This is a genomic window from Achromobacter sp. RW408 (assembly GCF_003184165.1).
In the GTDB taxonomy this organism is placed as follows: domain Bacteria; phylum Pseudomonadota; class Gammaproteobacteria; order Burkholderiales; family Burkholderiaceae_B; genus Achromobacter; species Achromobacter xylosoxidans.
Genome location: NZ_QHHO01000049.1, coordinates 56,751 through 77,224, shown reverse-complemented (window position 1 = coordinate 77,224; position 20,474 = coordinate 56,751). Strand labels below are relative to the sequence as shown.

Here is a 20,474-nt window from a genome sequence, read left to right as displayed (position 1 = left end):
AATCCCCCCCGGTCTTTTCACGGCGAAGGTTGCCATTCATCCCGGACATAACCCGGTGCAAGGCCCGTCACGACCACCCCGTCCGGCGTGGCAGGTCCGGCCGAGACCACGACCGACCGCTCGGGGGAGCTCGCCGATTCACGAAACCGGACAAGGCTTTTTCCCGCGTCAGTCCGAATCGCCGTGGCCGGCACCACCATCGCCTGCTCATCATGAAATATCACGATCGAGGCGCTCGCCGTCATTCCCAGCCGCACCACCGCCTGTTGCGCCGCCGTCAGCGGCGGCAATGCAATCACCACCCGATACATCGTGCCCGCCTGCGAGTCTCCTTCGAGCCCCTGCACCCCGATCGATTCCAATTCGCCGGAAAGCGCCAGGTCCCTGAATCCTTCGCCACGTATTTCCACCTGCTGGCCTGGACGCAGCTGATTCAGATCCGTCTCGTCGACCTTGGCCACGACATGGACCCGCGCGACGTTGGCGATGGCCAAGAGCCCCTGGCCCTGCCCTACCTTCGTACCCGCCTGCAATGGCGCTCCCGCGGCATCCTGCCTGCCATCGACGTTGCCCGGAACTCGGACCACAACGCCGGAAAACGGCGCCACCACCCCGCCCGAGGCCTCATCGGCCAGCGCATTGAGCCTGGCCGTGGCATTGGCCAGTTCCATTTCCGCGAGTTGCCGCGCTTGCCCCTTGCCGCGTTCCCGGGCGTTGGCGAGTTCCGCCTCTGCCGAGGCCACCGACAGGGATTGCATCTTTTCCTGCTGGATCAAAGCATCCAGCTCCATGCGGGGCACGATTCCGCGCTCATAGAGCTGCCTGGTCTCAACCAGCTTCTGATGCGTGTCGCTCACGCTGAGACGCGCGCTCGACAGGGTTTGACGAGCGCGGGCGACGTCAGGGCCCGACTCCCAGTGATCGATGTCGCTCAGGACCTTGCGCGCCTTGATCTGTTCGCTCAGCGCCTGGCGTCGCTGTATGTCGAGTTGGGTCACATCCATCTCGAGCAGGCGCTGGCCCGCCTCCACCCGCTGCCCTTCCGACACCTCAAGCGACTTGATATTGCCATCGAAAGGCGCCGTGATTGTGACGATCTGCGCCGAAACGATCTTTCCCGCCACGCCCAGACGAATCTCGACCGGCCGAGGAGAAACCAATGTCCAGAGCGAGGGTTTATCTTGCGCCCTGCCGCCAGACGGCCGATGCCATGCAAAGGCGATCGCCGCGACGGCAAGCAGGGCCACGCCCGCCGCCATCAGGCCGGATTTATAGGCAGAGAGCTTAGTCATTCAGCGAGATACCCCAACTTTGCAATGTCATGCCAAGCTTCAGGTCCAGCTGCGCCTGTGCATCCAGATAGCCGATCAAGGCATTGAGTCGGGCGTTCTCCGCCCCGCGTAGATCGGTTTCAAAGGCCAGCACCTGAAAATTGCTCGATCGTCCTGCCTGCAGTTTCTGGTGTTCGATCTCGAGCTTCTTGCGTGAAAGATCGCGGACGCGCCCCGCGATTTCGTACTGGCGCCATCGCGAGGCCAGTTCCCGCACCGCGTTGTTCACGTCCAGCGCCAACTGCTGTTCGGCGTCTTCGAGCAGCAGCGCCTGGTTGTCCGCGTCGGCTTTTGCATGGACTTCAGCCTGTCGTGCGCTCAGGTCCCCGATCGGTATCTGGACCTGGACACCCACATACCCGTCCCAATGGCGATCGGACACCGCGTCCGCACGGCTCGACCGCCTCGTTCGCCCCTGGCTGGCGCCGCCCATCAGGGAAACATCCCACAGGCGGTTGTCGCGCGCGACCACAAGATTGATATCGGCCTGTTCCCGGGCGATCACCTGCTGCAAATAGCGCGGTTGGTGCGTCAACGCGATGCGCTGCGCATCCTGCACGCCGAGCGTCGAGGGCTTTTTCCCGGGCGTGTCGCTGGCCCGGATCCGGCTGCGCAGATCCAGGGCCAGCAGTTGCAGCAACACCAATCGGCTGGCGTTGAGATCGTTATCGGCATTCTCGACATTGAATTCCTGGGCGGCCACATCGGCCTCCGTCTGCACCAGGTCGACCCGCGCCATGCGTCCGGCGGCGATCAGCGCCTGGTTGATCTCCAGAAGCGCTTGGGAACGCTGCAACGCCGCCTTGGCGAGGGTGACTTGCTCTTGCGCCCGCATCAATTGCCAGTAGGCCTGGACGATCTGCGTGACGGTCTGGGAAACCGAATCCTGCAAGGCCAGCCGATTGCTTTGCTCGATCAAGCGCGCCATGCGCAAGGGCGCGGTTGCCACCTCGCGGCCCGCGCCGCGCAGCAAGGGTTGGATGATCGCGAGCGTGACGCCGTCGTCCCGGAACCCGCCCGCCCGGTTGGCCTTGCTCAATTGGCTGGTCCAACCCAGGCTGAAACGCGTGCCGAATTCCCCCACCATCGTTGCCGCGGGCGAAAGCACCCCCTGCCGCGAACGATCGTCCTGATTGCGGTTGCCGGTGATCTGCCCGGTAACGAGAAGCTTGGGCGAAAAGAAATCCTCGGCCACGCGCAGGTCGAACTTCTGCGCCACGCGGGTCAGGTAGGCGCTCCGTATGCCGCGATTGGCGCGCAACCCGAGAAAGACGGCATCGGTCAAGGTCAGATCGACGACGCCTTCGCCCAACACGGCCGGCGCCTGATACGGCATGGTCGGGCGAGACGGCAACGGCTCATCACCCGCGCGTGCCACGGGTGACAGCGCCGCCAACCCAAGCGCCACGATGAGCATCCGCGCCGCACTACGCATCGCGCAAGGCCTGGACAGGCTCCAGCCGCGAAGCCGCGACGGCCGGATACCAACCGAAGAACAAGCCCGTCAGCAGCGCCGTGCCCATCCCCAAGGGCAAGGACGCGGGCGCCAGCACGAAATCCCAACCGGAGAAACGCGCAAAAGCGTAGGCCGCGCCAACGCCGCACACTGCGCCCAGCGCCGCGCCCACCATGGCCAACAGACCCGCCTCGGCGAGGAACAACAGGCGGATGTCGCGCCGGGTCGCCCCGAGCGCCAGGCGAACGCCGATCTCGCGCCGCCTTTCGGAGACACTCATCAGCATCACGTTCATCACGCCCACGCCGCCCACCAGCAATGAGATCGCGCCCAGCCCCGCGAGCAGATATGAAAAGGTTCGGGATTGGCGCTCGAGACCGTCGATCAACTGCCGGGGAATATCCACCTGGACCTCCCTGCCGGGCACCTGCGTGCCGACATACTCGCGCAGCGCGCTGGCCGTTTCCACAAGGTCGGCCATAGGCGTCGCCTTGGCCAGGATGGCGCCGAGTTCAGGCTTGGGAAACAATCGGTGCAACCCTTCAATGGGAACGATCACCGATCGGTCCGCATCGACCGGAATCAGCGGATTCCCCTTCATGCTGCGCGCGACGCCGATGACCTGATAGAAGTAGCCGCCAATTTGCAGCGAGGCACCCAGGGCGAGCGGATGCGCCGGACTGCCCAGTTCACGCGCGATTTCCGCACCCACGACGGCAAACGTGGCATGACGATCGAACGGCGACAGGAAACGGCCGCGATCCATGCGCAGATTCATCGCGGCGGCAAGATCCGGCGTCGTGCCTACGATCCTGGGAACCATCGTACGCCCCGGGAAACGCAGCGGCACGTTGTAGACCGACAGGGGCGCCGCATGGCGGATGCCCGGCACGGCTTGCGCCAACGCGCCGGCATCCAGCGTGCGGGGCAGCGCGCGCGGCTTGGCGCCCGTCACCGGGAAAGTCACCACCAGGACGTCCGTACCCATGTCCTTGAACATGCGCATCACCTGTTCGGCGGCGCTATGCCCGATGTTCAGGAGCGCGATGATGGCGGTGCTGCCGACCACGATGCCGAGCAAAGCCAACAAGGCCCTCCGACCCATCTGGCGCAGGCTGTCAGCCGCTTGCAGCGCAGTTTGCGTCAGCGATGGACCGCCCATGCACTGGAACACCGGAAATCAACGCCTTTCGTCGCAGTGGCAGGGTTCATGCAGTACACCGTCGCGCATATGAATCTGGCGCGAGAAGCGGGCGGCCAGGTTGGCATCATGCGTCACCATCACGATCGTGACCGCCCGCTCGCGATTCAGCCCCATGAGCAAGGCCACGATGCTCTCGGCTGAAGCTTGATCCAGATTACCGGTCGGTTCGTCCGCAAGAATGACGGAGGGATTGCCGACCAAGGCGCGGGCAATGGCTACCCGCTGGCGCTGCCCGCCGGAGAGATCGGCAGGGAGATGCCCGCCGCGATCGGCCAATCCAACTTGACGAAGCCAATCCATGGCCGTGGCCCGCGCCGGCGCTCGCGGGATACCACGATAGAACAGTGGCAAGGCAACGTTATCGAGGGCGTTCATACGGGGCAACAGGTTGAAGGACTGGAAAACGAACCCGATCTCTCGATTGCGAACCCAGGCGCGGGCGTTCTCGTCGATACCCAGCATGTCGCGTCCGCGAAACAGGAGCTGGCCGGCCGACGGCCGGTCGAGCAAGCCCAGGATATTGAGCAAGGTGCTCTTGCCGGAACCGGACGCCCCAAGCAGCGCGCAGGTTTCGCCGGGGTGGAGCTCAAGTGTCACATCGCGCAGCACGCTTACTGATTGGCTGCCTTTGCGATAAGCATGGCGGACACGTGTGATTTGAATGAGCGGATGGCCCCACGAATCTGCAATCCACATCAGTCACAAGGTCCAGAATCGACTTATATCTCTTTATAGCGACTTATCGTCAAATTGAAGATAAGTCGCTATCCATTACAACTCTCTTAGTCGTTGTAATAAACCACCATCGCGGCAAGAATATAACGAGGATATGGCCCGACACCTGTCCCGGTATACGTTACAGAAAACGGCTTATCAGCAGAATTTCCGTCAAAATAATGGGATATCTGCCCACTCGAGGATAACGAGGCGCAACTGACCCCACCGTTATAGCAAACCAGCGCCGACACATTTGCCTGTGAGCTATCCTGAATTTGAATTTGAACGCCTTTAATTTTCTTTCCTACTGGTGAGACAAGAAAATTGCTAGGTTGATAAACAACAGTAGCGGTGCCTCCTCTTCGTGACAGATAGTCGCCACTTTTATAAGTGGACCACACATAATCACCGGCAAACGCACTACCGGAGAACAACAGCGAAGCAACAACCAAAAAACGCAGCAACTTATTTTTCATTAGATTTCTCCACAAAATACAGACAGCACATCAATCATTGACTGATGCCGAACTCACCCGCGGGATGGCTTCTACCGCTATCACCTTATCAACGCACAAGGTGAACAGATTGGATAACCTGTCCTTCAATTGGAGCGCATAAAGAACATCGCATATTTCTATTTTTGGAACACTAGCGACCAAATAGGTCAGACCACAGAAACATCGACCAAATCATTACCAGCAGCTTTTCAGCACATAAAAAAATCGCCATCAACGCACTTTGTCTAAAAAAACGCCCGACGATATTAATCGGGCACCATATCTTCCATGAGAATTACAGCAGAACAAATCCAGAGACAACAATCTACATTCAAAGACCAGATATCAACGTCGGCTTTTGATTCACACTACGATAGAGCAAATCCATCAGGATATATTGCCTATGCCTTTCCATATCATGCGCCATCTGTAGCAACATTCTGCGTGAAAACCCGTCCTTAGCCTGCATCAGGGCCCCGTCCTTTGATTCGCCTGGCGGGTCATATTTGAAGGAGAAAGAACCGCCGCCCCCCTCGAACGGATCGCCATGTCCTCCCCATTGAGGCATAGACTCCACCTTCTCTCGAAACTTGACACTGAATCCGAATTTGTATGCGAAATCATCCGGCTGGGACAGAATCAGTCTTCCTATTTTTTTATAGATATCCATCGCCGAGCTGCCTTTACTCATCTCGACTGCATACATCGATTTCAGGTCAGCAACAAATGCATTGGATTGTTTTTTATCTATCATCTCACTTTCAGGAGTAACCGGAATTCTAGTTGTTGCATAATATAAATCTCCTCCGTGAATATAATCAGAACAATCAAATCCAGGAGAATAGTCATTAAAAACCCAGGTTTTTAGTTGTTCATACTGTTCGGCCTCTGTATATTGATTGGCAAAACGAGCCAACCAATCAGGTGTCCAGCACACCAACAAGCTCAGGTCTGCATCCTCGTCGTCAGCCTCCTGGCTTGACAGCGCCACCGCCTTATCAGACAGGGTCACGGCCTTCGATGCGGGGGAGCTTTCGATATATTTTTGCTTCGCAGAACCCATGACTTCGGTGAAGCGGGCTTCCCCATTCGCGTCAGTAGTGAACCGCGTCGACGAATAGTTGAAGCCGAGCGGGCCGCTCGGACCTGACAGCGTTGAATTGGATACTTGCACAAGTAGCTCCTGATTGATTCAAGCCATTGATGCCATTGGCTGTTCTCCAAATGGGCGCAAGGGCAAGGAATTGGATCTTTCAATCTAGAACGGCGAGTGGCCCTTGACGTTGCCTTATAAGAAACGCGCCAGACCGAAAAGGTAACGTACGGGCAACCCACCCGAAGGCGGTACTCACTGCACACATAGGGAGCAATTCGCCCGGCAATGGCTAGTCAACCTGATGAGGTTTTTCTGTTGCCGGGAGTTGCCCCCTAGCGGGGTTTCCCAGGTAGGAACCGGTCCGCCGAAAGCCGGTCGAGCAAGCCCGGGATATTGAGCAAGGTGCTCTTGCCGGAACCGGACGCCCAAGCAGCGCGCAGGTTTCGCCGGGGTGAATCTCAAATGTCACATCGCGCAGCACGCTCACTGATTGGCTGCCTTTGCGATAGGCATGGCTGACATGGGTGATTTGAATAAACGGACGGTGCGACATCTTTGCGCCCTGAACAAGAACAACCTCAATAGCCACGTCAATAGAATAGATTCAACGGCCAGATGCCAATTTCGACTTATGCCCCGCGTTTCCGTAAAGCAAATCCATCAGAAAATACTGCCTATCCCGTTCCATGTCATGGGCTTTCTGCATTATGGTTTTTTGGGATATCCCCCCTTTTATTTTTACCAACGTATCGACGCCCGATTCATCAGGGGGGTCATACCTGAGCGAAAAGGAATCATCACACCCTTCGAACGGATTGCCACGAGCCCCCCACTGAGGCATCGACTCCACCGTCTCTCGAAACTTGACACTAAATCCGAATCTATAAGCGAAATCATCGGGTTGAGACAAAATCAATTTACCAATCTTCTTGTAAATATCCATTGCCGAACTACCCTTCCCCACTTCTGCTCTATACATGGATTGCAACTGGGCAACGAACGCCTCGGACTGTCGCCTATCGATAACTTCACTTTCAGGCGTTACAAGTACCCTCGTGGTCGTATAATAAGTCGGCCCTCCATAGATGGCCTCTGTGCAATCATGCGCAGGAGAGTATCCGCTATTAAAAACCATAGTCTCAAGGCGCTGAAACCGCTCTTCCTCAGTATAGTTTCTATCAAATCGAGCCAACTCAGTTGGTGTCCAGCACGCTAACAAACTGAGATCAGCGTCCTCGTCCGCTTCTTTATTTGCCAGGACCAATGCTTCATCGGACAGAATCACGGCTTTCGATTCCGACGGGCTTTCAAGATGATTCTCTTTAACCGAACCCATGACTTCGGCGAAAGTAGATTCATCAGTCACATCCGTAGCGAGGCGCGTCGACGGATCTTTTACTCCGAGCAGAGCGCGAGGGCCAACTAGCGTTGAAGTAGATATCTGCATTGAAAACTCCTGCGAGAAATTTTATCTTCCAATTTAAAACAGCGAGCAGTCCTCGCGTTGCTTTATGAGAAAGGCGTGATACCAAAAGGGCAACACACGAGTGGATCTCCAGGTATTGGCGGCTTTAATGCGCGGATCATGGCTCACACAAAAGTTGACGATGCCGATCTGCCAACGTGGGTTCCGAGCAACCAGCAAATAGATGAATACCTGGGCCTAGCACCACACAGAGCACAAGGTGGGCCGCCCATGCTATAGGCACCGCTGGCATGCGTAATATGAAAGTTGGGTGCTGAGCGCGTTGCACATGCGATTTGCATCGGCTCACAATACCCATATTGCACCCAACATGCTCGATAGCGATTTATCGCGAGATCTCGATAAGTCGCTATCGCTGAGGCTTACTTAATCGTTGTAATACACCACCATCGTGGCGAGGATGTAACGGGGATATGGACCGAGGCCGGTACCGGTATATTTCACAGTAAACGGCTTATCTGCTAACTTGCCATTAAACATTGTGAAGACTCTCCCGTCATAGGCTATCGGATAGCATTCGAACGATCCGTTATAGCAAAGGCTCATCGATACATTTGCCTGCGAGCTATCTTGAAGCTGGACTTGCACACCAGTGATAGTCTTTCCCACTGGCGAAACCATGAAGTTGCTGGGTTGATACACAACCGTGGCGGTTCCTCCTCTTCTCGACACATAGTCGCCACTCTTATAGGTGGACCATACATAATCACCGGCAAACGCGCTGCCGGAGAACAAAAGCGAAGTAACAACCGAAACATGCAACAATCGATTTTTCATAAAATCTCTCCATGGGGTACGTTGACTATGCACCAATCATCGACTGATGCCGAACTCACCCTTGGGATGACTTATGCTTCAAATACTTGGTCAACATGCAGGGTGAAGCAGGTTGACGACCTGCCACCTCAATTTGAACGCGGCCGCGAACTCGCATATTGCTATTTTTGGAACACGCGTGACCTTATAAATCAGGCAAAACCGGCCAGATTACGAAATAAAAAATGCCCGATGAAAATCATCGAGCACCACTTCTGCCAGGAATTTTTTCTAAAAACAGCCCGGGCGCAGGACTTTTAAATTTACAACCTACACTCGGTGGCTGGATGCAGATTTAGACCTAAAACCTGCTTTCCCATGAAGCAGGTCCATTAATATTTGTTGCCGCTGCCGCTCTAGATCACTCGCTTTTTGCAATACGGAATTATGCGCAAGGCCAGTCTTCGCTTTCACCAATGCGTCAACCTTCGACTCATTCGAGAGTGGCATACTAGATGAGGAATGATCGACATGCCTGCCAAACTGGCTATTATGCGCACTGTTATAAGCCGCGGTAAGAGCATCCATTCTTTCGCGATATTTGACACTAATCCCAAATTTATAGGCAAAATCATCCGGCTGCGCCAAAATCAGCTTCCCGATCTTCTTGTAGATATCCATAGCCGAGCTCCCCTTACTCATTTCGGTGACATACAAGGCTTCCTGTTGAGCTGCAAATGTATCGTGCTGCCGCTTTAACGCGGCCTCCCTTTCGGGCGTGACCAGAATTCTCGTGGTCCCATAATATATGGGCCCGCCCTCCGACGTGAGTTCGCTGCAATCGTGCCCTGGCGTATATGCGCTATTGAAAACCATAATCTCGAGCTTCTGATACCGTTCGGCCTCTGTATAGTTATTTGCGAAACGCGCCAGAGCTTCCGGTGTCCAGCACGCCAACAAGCTGAGATCTGCATCCTCATCTTCGGTCTCCTGGCTTGACAGCGCCACCGCCTTATCAGACAGGGTCACGGCCTTCGATGCGGGGGAACTTTCGATATATTTTTGCTTCGCAGAACCCATGACTTCGGTAAAGCGAGCTTCCCCATTCGCGTCGGTGGTGAACCGCGTGGACGAATAGTTGAATCCGAGCGGGCCGCTCGGACCTGACAGCGTTGAATTGGATACTTGCACAAGCAGCTCCTGATTGATTCCAGCAATTGACACCCCTGACTTCTTTTCCAAAAGCGCCACAAAGACAGGGAATTGGACCTTTCAATCTAGAACGGCGAAAGGCCTATCACGTTGCCTTATGGGCAACGTGATAGGCCCAAAAGGTAACGTGGGGATGTGATCGAGCCGGGCTCACGCGCCGATAGTGGCCGTTTACCGCGCGCGGGAAGGTGGAGAGGTGTCTTCGCGCATGGCAATCACCCGCTCAACGAAGCGCGCCACGTTCTGGCGTGCGACACGGGTTGAGCGCAGGAGCCAAGTCGTCAACGCCGCCGGCTCGGCCAGCGGGCGGCTGAGGATGCCGAGTTCCCAGTTTGAAAGGGCCTGGGAAGCGCCCACCAGTGCGAGGCCGACGCCAGCGGCCACCATCGAAAGCATGAGATAGGTCGACTGCACCTGCGCCGCCACGAGAGGTTGGGCCGAACCCTTACTGATCAAGCGGTCGATTTGCTGGCGGCATCCCTCGCAATACTTCGGATCGCCAAGTACCAGGGGATGCCTGAGAACCTCGCTCAAGGGAATCACTTCCATCGCCAGCAACGGGTGGCCGGTGGGGAGGACCACATGGATCGGATCTTGCCAGGCTCGTTCAGCCACGATGCCGCGGCCCACGTGGTCGGATGGCGCGAAACCCAGGTCGTAAAGGCCTTGGTCCAGGCCTGCGAGCTGCTGGGCGAACGGCACCTCCGAAAAATGGATGACCACGCGCGGCTCGTCCGCGCGGCAACCGGCCATCAACGCGGCCAATCGCGTCGGGTTCATTCCTTCTGACAGGGCAATATGTAGCGCGCCGCGATTGCCAACGGCCACGCCTAGGACGCTGTCGCGTGCATGGCCGATTGCACTGAATATGGCCGGGATGTGTTCCCGTAGCGCCTCCCCCTCCGGCGTGAGCAGGGTGCCGCGGTTGGAGCGCACAAAAAGAGACACCCCCAAGGTGGTTTCCAGCGATTGAATCGCCCGAGACAACGGCGAGATTTCAATATGCAGCCGTTCGGCGGCGCGGCGATAGTTCAACTCGTCGGCCAACACAGCGAAGTACTTCAGCAGTCGCAAGTTCATTCTGAGTATTTCGGTGACGGTGATCGTACGTTGCGGTGAACGTGATCAGTCTGGCGGGGTATTGCGCGGTCAATCGATTGTAGCGACGGCCTTCATGATTCAGCGTCGGCTGACGCTGCTTTCCGTCTTCTATTGCATCAGGTGAAACCGTCCGAATCTGACGGCATGGGCGACGATTCGGGAACAGGCCGAAGCGCTGCGGGTCAGCTTGCGAACTGCCCGAGCCAATATCGAAGTTGACGCTGCCCGGAGGGTCGAACGCGATCGGATTTCAGCGCTGGCGCCGGCGATATCGCGCGCCGACGCCGGTTTTTTTTCAACGCGCTAATGGGCGCGATCCGCTCATCGGCCGTCCACCGCGCCAGCACCGGCCATGACGACGACATCGTCCCCTCCCAGCGCCTGATAGACCTTCACCTGATTCACCAATCGATTCAGGGCGTTCTCATCCCGCGCGATCTCGGCGGTGCGCCGCTTCTCTTGCGCATCCAACCAGAACCGCAACGACACCGAACCGGCTCGGTAGCGCACCTCGTACAGGCGCTCCGCCTCGCGCGCCGCCTTCAGCGACGCGTCCAACTGCTCCGCCTGCAGGCGCAACTGCGTCCGGTTCGACAACGCGTTTTCCACATCCGCCATGGCCTGGTACAGCGCCTGGCGGAAGCTCACCACCCGTTCGTCGAAATCCGCGCGCGAGACCTTCAGGTTCAGGTTCAGGCGGTTGAATTGAAGGAACGGCAGCGTCAGCGCCCCCGTCAGCGTGCCCACGGGGTTCTGCAGCACATTCGACAGCGTCGGGCTGGAGCTGCCCAGCGCGCCGGTCAGGTTCAGCGTCGGGTAGAAACTGGCGCGGGCCGCGTCAATGTTCGACAGCGACTCCCGCAGGCGCAGTTCGGCGGCGCGCAGGTCGGGACGGCGGCCCAGCAGTTCGGCCGGCACGCCTTCGCGCGCCTGCGGCAGCGGGTACTGCGGCAGGCGTTGCGGGTCGGCCATGGTGCGGTCGGGCGGGCCGTCGAACAGGATCGCCAGCGCGTTCACGTATTCCACGCGCTGCTGCACCAGCAGCGCATGCGCCGCCTGCTGGCTGGCCACGGTCTGCTCGGCCTCGGCCACTTCCAGCGCCGAGGCGCCGCCGGCGGCATATTGCGCGCGCACCAGTTCCTGCGTCTTGCGGGCGTAGGCGATGCTCTCCAGGCTGCTGGCGATGCGCTGGTTGATGAAGGCGGTCTGCCAATACAGCGTGGCGGTGGTGCCCACCAGCGACAGCGCGGAGCTTTGGCGGTCCTGCTCGCTGGCGAGCGCTTCCCACTCGGCGGCGTCGAGCTGGCGCGACAGCTTGCCCCACAGGTCGACCTCGTAGCCGATCGACAGTTCGGCGCTGTTGGTGCGCGTGATTTCGCGTTCGCCGCGCAGGTTGCGCGCGCGCGTCACGTTGCCGGTGCCGGACAGTTGCGGGATAAGTTGGTCCTGCGCCAGCCCGGCCTGCAATTGCGCGCGGCGCACGCGGATGGCGGCGGCGGCCAGGTCGTTGTTGCGCGCCAGCGCGCCATCGACCAGGCCGTCCAGCACCGGGTCGTTGAAATTGCGCCACCAGGCGCCGCCAGCGGCCAGCGCGTTGGCGGGCGCGTCGGCGCCCGCGCCGTGGCGCCAGGCGGCCGGCGACTGCGTCCGCGGCGTTTCGTATTCGCTCTTGAGCAGGCCGCCGCAGCCGGCCAGGGCCAGCGCCAGAGCCAGAGCGGCGGGTTTGCGGATCAGGGAAACAGCTTTCATCGTTCTCATTCCCGGGCCAGGGCCTCGACGGGATCCAGGCGCGCCGCGTTGCGCGCCGGGAGATAACCAAACAGCACACCGATCAGGGTCGAGCAGGTGAATGCCGCCACCATCGACGCGGTGGAATAGATCATGCGGAAGGACCCGCCGGTCGCTTTCGAGACCAGCACGCCCAGGCCCAGCGACAGTGCGATGCCCACGGCGCCGCCGATCAGGCAGACCAGCACGGCTTCGATCAGGAACTGCTGCATGATGTCGCTGCGACGCGCGCCCACCGCCATGCGCACGCCGATCTCGCGGGTACGCTCGGTCACCGACACCAGCATGATGTTCATGACGCCGATGCCGCCGACCATCAGCGAGATCAGCGCGATCAGCGATACCAGCAGCGTCATGGTGGCCGTGGTGCGCTCGATGGTCTTGCGGATCGCATCAGTGTTGAACACGAAGAAATCCTTCACCACGTGGCGCCGCAGCAGCACCTTGGTGATGGCCTGCTCGGCCGCCGCCGGCGGCGCGGCGTCGTTGACGCGCACGGTGATGCTCTTGAGGTGCTGCTGCCCCAGCACGCGCGACAGCGCCGTGGTGTAGGGAATCCACACGTTCAAGGTCTCGTTGTTGCCGAACACCGTGTCGTTCTTCTTGGTGACGCCGATCACCCGCGCCGGCATCGATCCCAGGAACACCACCTGACCGATCGGGTCGGTGTGCGAACCGAACAGGGTCTTGCGGGTGCTCTCGTCGATCACCACTTCCTGGGCGCGCCGCGCCACGCTGGTGGCATCGAAGAACTTGCCTTGCGCCAGCTTGACCGCGCGCACCCGGAAGTACTGCTCGCCCACGCCCTGGATCGAGCCATTCACCGCCACGTTGCGATAGCGCAGCGTGTTGCTGGTGGAAACCTCGGGCGTGACGCTGTCCACGTAGGACTCGCGTGACAGGGCCTCGGCATCGGCCGGCACCAGGGTGCGGATGGTCAGGGCCTTTTCGTCGCCGAAGTCCTTGCCGGGAAACACTTCGACGGTATTGGTACCGATCTCGCTGATGTCTTCCAGGATCTTCTGGCGCGAGCCCTCGCCCAGCGCCACCACCGACACCACGGCGGCGATGCCGATGATGATGCCCAGCATGGTCAGCGAGGTGCGCAGGCGGTGCGCGTTCATGGCCAGCAGCGCCATGCGCAGCGCCTCGCCGCAGCGGTCCAGGTAAGCCTGCCAGGCCGGCCGCGGCGGCAGCGGCGTCGCCTCTTCGCGCACGGCCTCGATGCGCGGCGCGTCGGGGTTGCGCTGGTCCGAGACGATCTCGCCGTCGCTGATCTCGATGATGCGCTGCGCGTGCCGCGCCACGTTCATGTCGTGGGTGACCAGGATGATGGTGTGGCCGGCGGCGTTAAGTTCCTCCAGGATGCGCAGCACTTCCTGGCCGGTGTGCGTGTCCAGCGCGCCGGTCGGCTCGTCGGCCAGGATGATGTCGCCGCCATTCATCAGCGCGCGGGCGATGCTCACGCGCTGCTGCTGGCCGCCGGACAGCTGGCCCGGGCGGTGGCCGGTGCGTTCGCCCAGCCCCAGGCGCTCGAGCAGGTCGGCGGCGCGTTCCAGCCGGGCCTCGCGGCGCTTGCCGGCGTAGACGGCCGGCACCTCGACGTTGCCCTGCGCCGTCAGGTCGGACAGCAGGTGATAGCGCTGGAAGATGAAGCCGAAATGCTCGCGCCGCAATTCGGCCAGTTCGTCCGGATCCAGTTCGCCCGTGCTGCGGCCGTTGACACGGTAGTCGCCGCTGGTGGCGCGGTCCAGGCAGCCCAGGATGTTCATCAGGGTCGACTTGCCCGAACCGGACGCGCCGACGATGGCCACCATTTCCCCGGCCTCGATGGTCAGGTTGATGTCCTTGAGAACGGCGATGGTCTGCTCGCCAGCGGGGAATTCGCGCCGGACGCCGGACAGCGAAATCAACGGTTCGGCCATATCAGCGTCCCGCCGCGGCGGCCACCGGCGCGGCGTCGGCCGACACCACGCGCTCGCCCACCTCCAGGCCTTCCAGCACCTGCGCCTGCACGTTGTTGTTCATGCCGATCTTGACCTTGCGGGTCTCGGTCTGGTTGTCCTTGCCGACCACCCGCACCTCGTAGCGCCCGTCCTCGCCGCGCTTGCCCAGGGCCGAGGCCGGCACCACCACGGCGTCGCGCGCCTCGCCCAGCACGATGGAAACCTGCGCGGTCATGGAGATGCGCAGCTTCTCGTCCGGGTTGGGCACGTCGAACAGCCCGTTGTAATAGACGGCCGCGCTGGTGGATGTGGAGCTGGACGAGGTCAGCGACGTGGCGGCGTCGTCCTTCTGGATCGAATCCGGCGCCGGCTCCACCGCGCGCAGCGTGGCGTGATAGCGGTGGTCCGGCTCGCCCAGGATGGTGAAGTACACGGGCAGGCCCGGCTTGACGCGGGTCACGTCGGCCTCGGAGATTTGTGCCTTGATGGTCATGGTGGCCACCTGGGCCACCTTGATGATGGTGGGCGCGCTCTGGATCGCGTTGACGGTCTGGCCTTCCTTGGTCACCACCGCCACCACCACGCCGTCGATCGGCGACACGATACGGGTGTAGCCCAGGTTGACCTTGGCCTTGTCGACCTCGATTTCGGCCTGGACGATCTGGGCGTCGAGCGCGGCGATATCGGCCCGGGTCACGCCCAGCGTGGCCTCGGCCGATTCAAAGGCCTCGCGCGAACTGGCATCGGCCGCCAGCATCTGGCGCTGCCGGCGGAAAGCCAGCTCGGCCTGCTTCAGGGTGGCGACCTTGGCGGCGCGCTCGGCGCGGCGCGTCTGCAGGGCGGCCTGGGTATTGCGCAGTTCGTTCTGCTGCGTCAGGTCGTCGATCTCGGCGACCAGTTGGCCGCGCGTCACGCGGTCACCCAACGCCACCTTCAGCGACTTCAACTGGCCCGTGGCCTGCGCGCCGACACTGACGCGCTCGATGGCGTCCATGGTGCCGCTGGCCAGCACACTGTCTTCGAGATTGCCGCGGACGACCTCGGCCACGGCGAATGTGGGCGGCGGCGGCGACGAGAAAAAGGCGGCGCGGACGCCAAAGGCGATGATCAGGAGAACGACGGCGATCAGGACGTAACGCTGGACTTTGCTACGAGGCTTTTTCATTGAACCAGTTCGGAGGAGGCGGCGGAGGCATCGTCCACCACTCGAATAACTCGATACGGATCGGGCCGGCTGTACGTACCCATACTGCCCGCTCATCCTAAACGGGGGGCTGCGTCAAAGCATGGCCAATCTGTGGCGAAAGGGTGAAAAACGGTAAAGCACCCGGCATTGGGTCGTGGGCAGGCAATATTGTTCCGTTGCACGAACGATACATCTGTTGCGGCGCATTAGCGTTTCCATTCTATGGAACCTTGCCGGCAACGTGATGCCATCTTGCCGCATCCCCATCTCAGTTGGACCATAGATGGCGCCTATCTTGTCACCATTGGCAATCGAGAATTGCGGCGGCGCAAAAAATCCACGTCTCGACATAGGGCGACGATAGGGACAGAATGAATGCAGTTAAGCCGTATCCGTGTCCAATTCGCCCCCTCCCCCCTCTTCACGCAGCGCCGCCCCGGAGTTTTCCGGGGCGGCGCTGTTGTGCCTGCTGGCCATGTTGAACCATGTGGCGCTGACAGGGGGACGGATCACCGTATCCCTGACGGCGCTGCAAATGGGCCTGTCGACCTTCAAGGTGGGCACCCTGGTGGCGGTGTTCGCGGTTTTGCCGATGCTGTTCTCGGTGCGCGCCGGACGCTGGGTGGACCGGGTCGGCATCGTCCGGCCGCTGGTCACCGGCACCACGCTGGTGGCGGTTGGCACGGCCTTGCCGTTCCTGTCGCAGACCCAGTTCGCGCTGCTGGTGGCGTCCTGTTGCATCGGCATCGGCTTCATGCTGCACCAGGTGGCCACGCAGGACCTGTTGGGCCACGCCGAGCCGGCCCAGCGGCTGCGCAATTTCTCGCTGATGTCGCTGGCGCTGGCGGGCTCGGGCTTCTCGGGACCGCTGATCGCCGGCCTGGCGATCGACCATCTGGGCACCCGGCTGGCCTTCGGCCTGCTGACGCTCGGTCCGCTACTGTCGGCCGGCGGCCTGTATGCGCTGCGGCACCAATTGAAGGCGGTGGATTCGCAGCTGGCCGGCACCAAGGAAGCGCAGCGCCGCCGCGTGACGGAACTGCTGGCGGTGCCGGCGCTGCGCCGCATCCTGATGGTCAACACCATCCTGTCGGGCGCCTGGGACACGCACTTGTTCGTGGTGCCGATATTCGGTGTCGCCATCGGCCTGTCCGCCACCACCATCGGCGTCATTCTCGCGTCCTTCGCGGCGGCAACGTTCATCATCCGCCTGGTACTGCCCCTGATCCAGCGCCGGGTGCGGTCCTGGACACTGGTGCGGGTGGCCATGGCCACCGCCGCCATCGATTTCATGCTTTATCCGCTGTTCACCGACGTTGGCGTCCTGATCGTGCTGTCCTTCATCCTGGGGCTTGCGCTGGGTTGCTGCCAACCGAGTATGCTTTCATTGCTGCACCAGCATTCGCCGCCGGGCCGCGCCGCCGAAGCCGTGGGGTTGCGGATGGCGCTGATCAACGGCTCCCAGGTTTCCCTGCCGCTGACCTTCGGCGCGCTGGGCGCGGTCATTGGCGTCGCCCCGCTGTTCTGGGCCTATTCCGTGGCCCTGATGGCTGGCGGCTGGGCCAATCGCAACCCCCCGCTCGAATCTGACCGGAAACCGTAGTCGTGAACATGCAGTCTTCTCCTCCCGTGGCCGGCGCCAGCCTGCCTTTTCGCCTGTGGACCCCCGAAGAGCGGCAGGCATCGCTGCAGGCGGCCTTGCAGCATTGGCGGGACGGGGAAGACGTCTGGGTATATGGGTACGGATCACTGATCTGGCGCCCCGACTTCGACTTCGAGGAACGCCGCCTGGCCACCCTGCGCGGCCATCACCGCGCGCTGTGCCTGTGGTCGCGGGTCAACCGCGGCACGCCGGAATGCCCCGGCCTGGTGTTTGGGCTGGACCGTGGCGGCTCCTGCCGCGGCGTGGTCTACCGCCTGGCCGGCAACCAGGTGCCGACCTATTTCCCCGCCCTGTGGGACCGCGAGATGTCCACCGGCGCCTACCTGCCCCGCTGGATCAATTGCAGCACCGAGGCCGGCCCGGTCCGCGCCCTGGTCTTCATCATGAACCGGGACAACCCGGCCTACATCCGCGCCCTGCCCGAGGCCGAGCTGCTGGCCATCGTGCGCCGCGCCGCCGGCCGCTATGGCCCCTGCACCGACTACGTGGTGCAGACCGCCCAGGCCCTGCGCGCCGCCGGCATCCACGATGCCCGCCTGGACGCCATCGCCCGGCGCCTGGAACAGGACAGCCACGCGCTGCCCGAAGGCGCCTGAGGCGCCCCCGGCGCAAAAACTTGCCCGGGCCCTGCGCGGGGTCAATGAGGGGAGCGTTTCTTCGGCGGTATAAACTGCTTGTTATCAACGCTGAATCAAACGTCCCATGTCTGTCTCCGATCTGCGTCAAAGCTACGAAAAGAACGTGCTGCTGGAAAGCGACGCCGCCGCGTCCCCGTTCGAGCAGTTCACCCGCTGGTTCGACGAGGCCCTGGCCGCCAAGGTGCCCGAGCCCAACGCCATGACCCTGGCCACGGTCGACGCCAACGGCCAGCCCAGTGCCCGCATCGTCCTGATCAAGGGCTTCGACGAGCAGGGTTTCACGTTCTTCACCAATTACGAGTCGCGCAAGGGCACCGACCTGCTGGCCGAGCCGCGCGCCTGCCTGCTGTTCTTCTGGCAGCCGCTCGAGCGCCAGGTGCGCATCGAGGGCGTGGTGGAAAAAGTGCCGGCCGAAGAGTCGGACGCCTACTACCACAGCCGCCCGGCCGGTTCGCGCATCGGCGCCTGGGCCTCGCGCCAGAGCCAGCCCATCACCCGCGCCGAACTCGAAGCCCGCGAGCAGGAGTTCCGCGCCCGCTACGGCGACCAGCCGCCGCGCCCGCCGCACTGGGGCGGCTACCGCCTCAAGCCCACCGCGATGGAATTCTGGCAAGGCCGGCCCTCGCGCCTGCACGACCGCCTGCGCTACGTCGCCGACGGCCAGGGCTGGAAGATCGAACGCCTGTCGCCCTGACGCCGCCGGGCGCCGCTCCCGCGGCGCCCGCCCCATCTATCAATTGCATGCCAGCCTCCTCCCCTGATTTCGACGCAGCCTTCTTCCGCACCGCACTCGGCCGCTACGCCACCGGCGTCACGGTCGTGACCACCGCCGACCTCGATGGCGCCCCCATCGGCCTGACGGTCAGCTCGTTCAACTCGGTGTCCCTGAATCCGCCGCTGGTGCTGTGGAGCCTGTCGCGCAATTCCTCGTCGCTGGCCGCCTTCGAGCAGTGCCAGCGCTACGTGGTCAATGTATTGAGCGCCGACCAGATCGCGCTGGCGCGGCGCTTCGCCACCGGCAAGACGCCGGACCGCTATGCCGGCCTGACCGTGCACCACGCGCCCGGCGGCACGCCGATGCTGGACGGCCATTGCGCCGCCTGGTTCGAATGCCACAACCGCAGCCGCTATGTCGAGGGAGATCACGTCATCATGGTGGGAGAAGTCGAACGTTGCGGACATAGCGGCGAGCCGCCGCTGGTCTTCCACGCCGGCGGTTTCGACCTGACGCCCGCCGGCGCCCGTGCAGAGGGCAGGAAGTCATGAGCGCCGACATCGATTGCGTCGTCATCGGCGCGGGCGTGGTCGGCCTGGCCATCGCCCGCGCCCTGGCCCAGTCGGGCCGCGAGGTGCTGGTGGCCGAGGCCACCGAGGCCATCGGCACCGGCACCAGCTCGCGCAATTCCGAAGTGATCCACGCCGGCATCTATTACCCGGCAGGCAGCCTCAAGGCCCGCCTGTGCGTGCGCGGCAAGCACCTGCTGTACGCCTATTGCGCCGAACGCGGCATTCCGCACAAGCGGCTGGGCAAGCTGATCGTGGCCACCAGCACCGAGCAGGCCGCCCAGCTCGAAGGCATCGCGCAGCGCGCCCGCGCCAACGGCGTGGACGACCTGCAGTTCATTTCCGGCGAAGACGCCATGCGGCTGGAACCGGCGCTGCGCTGCACGGCGGCGCTGGTGTCGCCGTCCACCGGCATCGTCGACAGCCATGCGTTGATGCTGGCCTACCAGGGCGATGCCGAGAACGCCGGCGCCCAGTGCGTGTTCCACACCCCGCTGGTGTCCGGCCGGGTGCGCCCCGAAGGCGGCTTCGACCTGCAGTTCGGCGGCGACGAGGCCATGAGCCTGAGCTGCAACGTGCTGATCAATTCCGCCGGCCTGCAGGCCCCGGCGCTGGCGCGCCGCATCGAAGGCGTGCCGGCCGCCAGCATCCCCACCGACTACCTGTGCAAGGGCAGCTATTTCACGCTGTCCGGCCGCGCGCCGTTCTCGCGCCTGATCTACCCCGTGCCGCAACACGCCGGCCTGGGCGTGCACCTGACGCTCGACATGGGCGGCCAGGCCAAGTTCGGCCCCGACACCGAATGGGTCGGCACCGAGGACTACACCATCGACCCGGCCCGCGCCGAGGTCTTCTACGCCGCCGTGCGCAGCTACTGGCCGGCCCTGCCGGACGACGCCCTGGCGCCTGGCTATACCGGCATCCGCCCCAAGATCTCCGGTCCGCACGAGCCGGCCGCCGATTTCGTCATCGCCGGCCCGGCCACGCATGGCGTGTCCGGCCTGGTGAACCTGTTTGGCATAGAATCGCCCGGACTGACTTCCAGCCTGGCGCTGGCGGAAGAAACCCTGGCGCGCCTGGCCGACGACGCTTCCTCTCCTTCCTTTCCCTGAA

The 20,474-nt window shown here is 61.9% G+C and carries 19 protein-coding genes; 6 read left to right on the top strand and 13 right to left on the bottom strand.

Going from position 1 to position 20,474, the window contains the following annotated elements; all coding sequences use genetic code 11:
- Positions 1-17: 17 nt before the first annotated feature.
- The 8 genes from DK459_RS19850 to DK459_RS30485 all read right to left on the bottom strand — a co-directional run bounded on the left by DK459_RS19850 (position 18) and on the right by DK459_RS30485 (position 8,564).
- Entirely contained in the window at positions 18-1,292 is a 1,275-nt protein-coding gene (locus tag DK459_RS19850; RefSeq protein WP_110135011.1) for an efflux RND transporter periplasmic adaptor subunit, read from the bottom strand.
- Positions 1,285-2,748 carry a TolC family protein gene (locus DK459_RS19845; RefSeq protein ID WP_233256837.1) on the bottom strand — a complete coding sequence of 488 codons (1,464 nt, stop codon included), beginning with the start codon at positions 2,746-2,748 and terminating at the stop codon, positions 1,285-1,287. Before DK459_RS19845 ends, DK459_RS19850 begins: the two co-directional genes overlap by 8 nt.
- A gap of 10 nt (positions 2,749-2,758) precedes the next feature.
- A complete protein-coding gene (locus DK459_RS19840; protein WP_233256836.1) occupies positions 2,759-3,877 on the bottom strand; it encodes an ABC transporter permease in 1,119 nt (372 codons plus the stop codon).
- Between the two features lie 90 nt (positions 3,878-3,967).
- Positions 3,968-4,687, bottom strand: coding sequence for an ABC transporter ATP-binding protein (locus DK459_RS19835; RefSeq protein WP_110135009.1), 720 nt, complete (start codon positions 4,685-4,687; stop codon positions 3,968-3,970).
- An 86-nt stretch (positions 4,688-4,773) separates the two neighbouring features.
- A complete protein-coding gene (locus DK459_RS30500; protein ID WP_146221913.1) occupies positions 4,774-5,184 on the bottom strand; it encodes a hypothetical protein in 411 nt (136 codons plus the stop codon).
- Between the two features lie 352 nt (positions 5,185-5,536).
- The gene (locus tag DK459_RS30495) at positions 5,537-6,379 is read right to left on the bottom strand and encodes a hypothetical protein (protein WP_133425075.1); all 843 of its coding nucleotides are present in this window, start codon (positions 6,377-6,379) and stop codon (positions 5,537-5,539) included.
- 526 nt (positions 6,380-6,905) lie between these two features.
- Positions 6,906-7,748 carry a hypothetical protein gene (locus DK459_RS30490; protein WP_131728518.1) on the bottom strand — a complete coding sequence of 281 codons (843 nt, stop codon included), beginning with the start codon at positions 7,746-7,748 and terminating at the stop codon, positions 6,906-6,908.
- 405 nt (positions 7,749-8,153) lie between these two features.
- Positions 8,154-8,564 (bottom strand): hypothetical protein, encoded by a 411-nt coding sequence (locus DK459_RS30485; protein WP_131727120.1) that lies wholly within the window; start codon positions 8,562-8,564, stop codon positions 8,154-8,156.
- On the opposite strand from DK459_RS30485, the gene DK459_RS30820 reads away from it, so the two are divergent.
- A complete protein-coding gene (locus DK459_RS30820; protein WP_146221912.1) occupies positions 8,544-8,864 on the top strand; it encodes a hypothetical protein in 321 nt (106 codons plus the stop codon). The genes DK459_RS30485 and DK459_RS30820 overlap by 21 nt on opposite strands.
- A 9-nt stretch (positions 8,865-8,873) precedes the next feature.
- Here the strand turns inward: DK459_RS30820 and DK459_RS30475 are convergent, their stop codons facing one another.
- The 5 genes from DK459_RS30475 to DK459_RS19805 form a co-directional block, all read right to left on the bottom strand.
- Complete coding sequence (locus DK459_RS30475) at positions 8,874-9,734, bottom strand: hypothetical protein (RefSeq protein ID WP_131726805.1); 861 nt, start codon at positions 9,732-9,734, stop codon at positions 8,874-8,876.
- Between the two features lie 192 nt (positions 9,735-9,926).
- Positions 9,927-10,835: a LysR substrate-binding domain-containing protein gene (locus DK459_RS19820; RefSeq protein WP_024067823.1), complete on the bottom strand. Its 909-nt coding sequence runs from the start codon at positions 10,833-10,835 to the stop codon at positions 9,927-9,929.
- 342 nt (positions 10,836-11,177) lie between these two features.
- Positions 11,178-12,605 (bottom strand): efflux transporter outer membrane subunit, encoded by a 1,428-nt coding sequence (locus DK459_RS19815; RefSeq protein ID WP_070541018.1) that lies wholly within the window; start codon positions 12,603-12,605, stop codon positions 11,178-11,180.
- A 5-nt stretch (positions 12,606-12,610) separates the two neighbouring features.
- Entirely contained in the window at positions 12,611-14,569 is a 1,959-nt protein-coding gene (locus tag DK459_RS19810) for a MacB family efflux pump subunit (RefSeq protein WP_070541021.1), read from the bottom strand.
- Position 14,570: 1 nt separating this feature from the next.
- Positions 14,571-15,755, bottom strand: coding sequence for an efflux RND transporter periplasmic adaptor subunit (locus DK459_RS19805; protein WP_006388928.1), 1,185 nt, complete (start codon positions 15,753-15,755; stop codon positions 14,571-14,573).
- Between the two features lie 415 nt (positions 15,756-16,170).
- Here DK459_RS19805 and DK459_RS19800 point away from each other — a divergent pair, with 415 nt between their 5' ends.
- From DK459_RS19800 to DK459_RS19780, 5 genes are all read left to right on the top strand, one after another.
- The gene (locus tag DK459_RS19800; RefSeq protein ID WP_104413911.1) at positions 16,171-17,379 is read left to right on the top strand and encodes an MFS transporter; all 1,209 of its coding nucleotides are present in this window, start codon (positions 16,171-16,173) and stop codon (positions 17,377-17,379) included.
- Between the two features lie 2 nt (positions 17,380-17,381).
- Positions 17,382-18,035 (top strand): gamma-glutamylcyclotransferase, encoded by a 654-nt coding sequence (locus DK459_RS19795; protein WP_006388926.1) that lies wholly within the window; start codon positions 17,382-17,384, stop codon positions 18,033-18,035.
- Between the two features lie 106 nt (positions 18,036-18,141).
- Positions 18,142-18,771 (top strand): pyridoxamine 5'-phosphate oxidase, encoded by a 630-nt coding sequence (pdxH, locus tag DK459_RS19790; RefSeq protein ID WP_006388925.1) that lies wholly within the window; start codon positions 18,142-18,144, stop codon positions 18,769-18,771.
- A 47-nt stretch (positions 18,772-18,818) separates the two neighbouring features.
- Positions 18,819-19,343, top strand: a complete 525-nt coding sequence (locus DK459_RS19785) for a flavin reductase family protein (protein ID WP_006388924.1) — start codon at positions 18,819-18,821, stop codon at positions 19,341-19,343.
- A complete protein-coding gene (locus DK459_RS19780; RefSeq protein WP_006388923.1) occupies positions 19,340-20,473 on the top strand; it encodes an NAD(P)/FAD-dependent oxidoreductase in 1,134 nt (377 codons plus the stop codon). The genes DK459_RS19785 and DK459_RS19780 overlap by 4 nt, the downstream gene beginning before the upstream one ends.
- The last annotated feature ends 1 nt before the right edge of the window (position 20,474 follow it).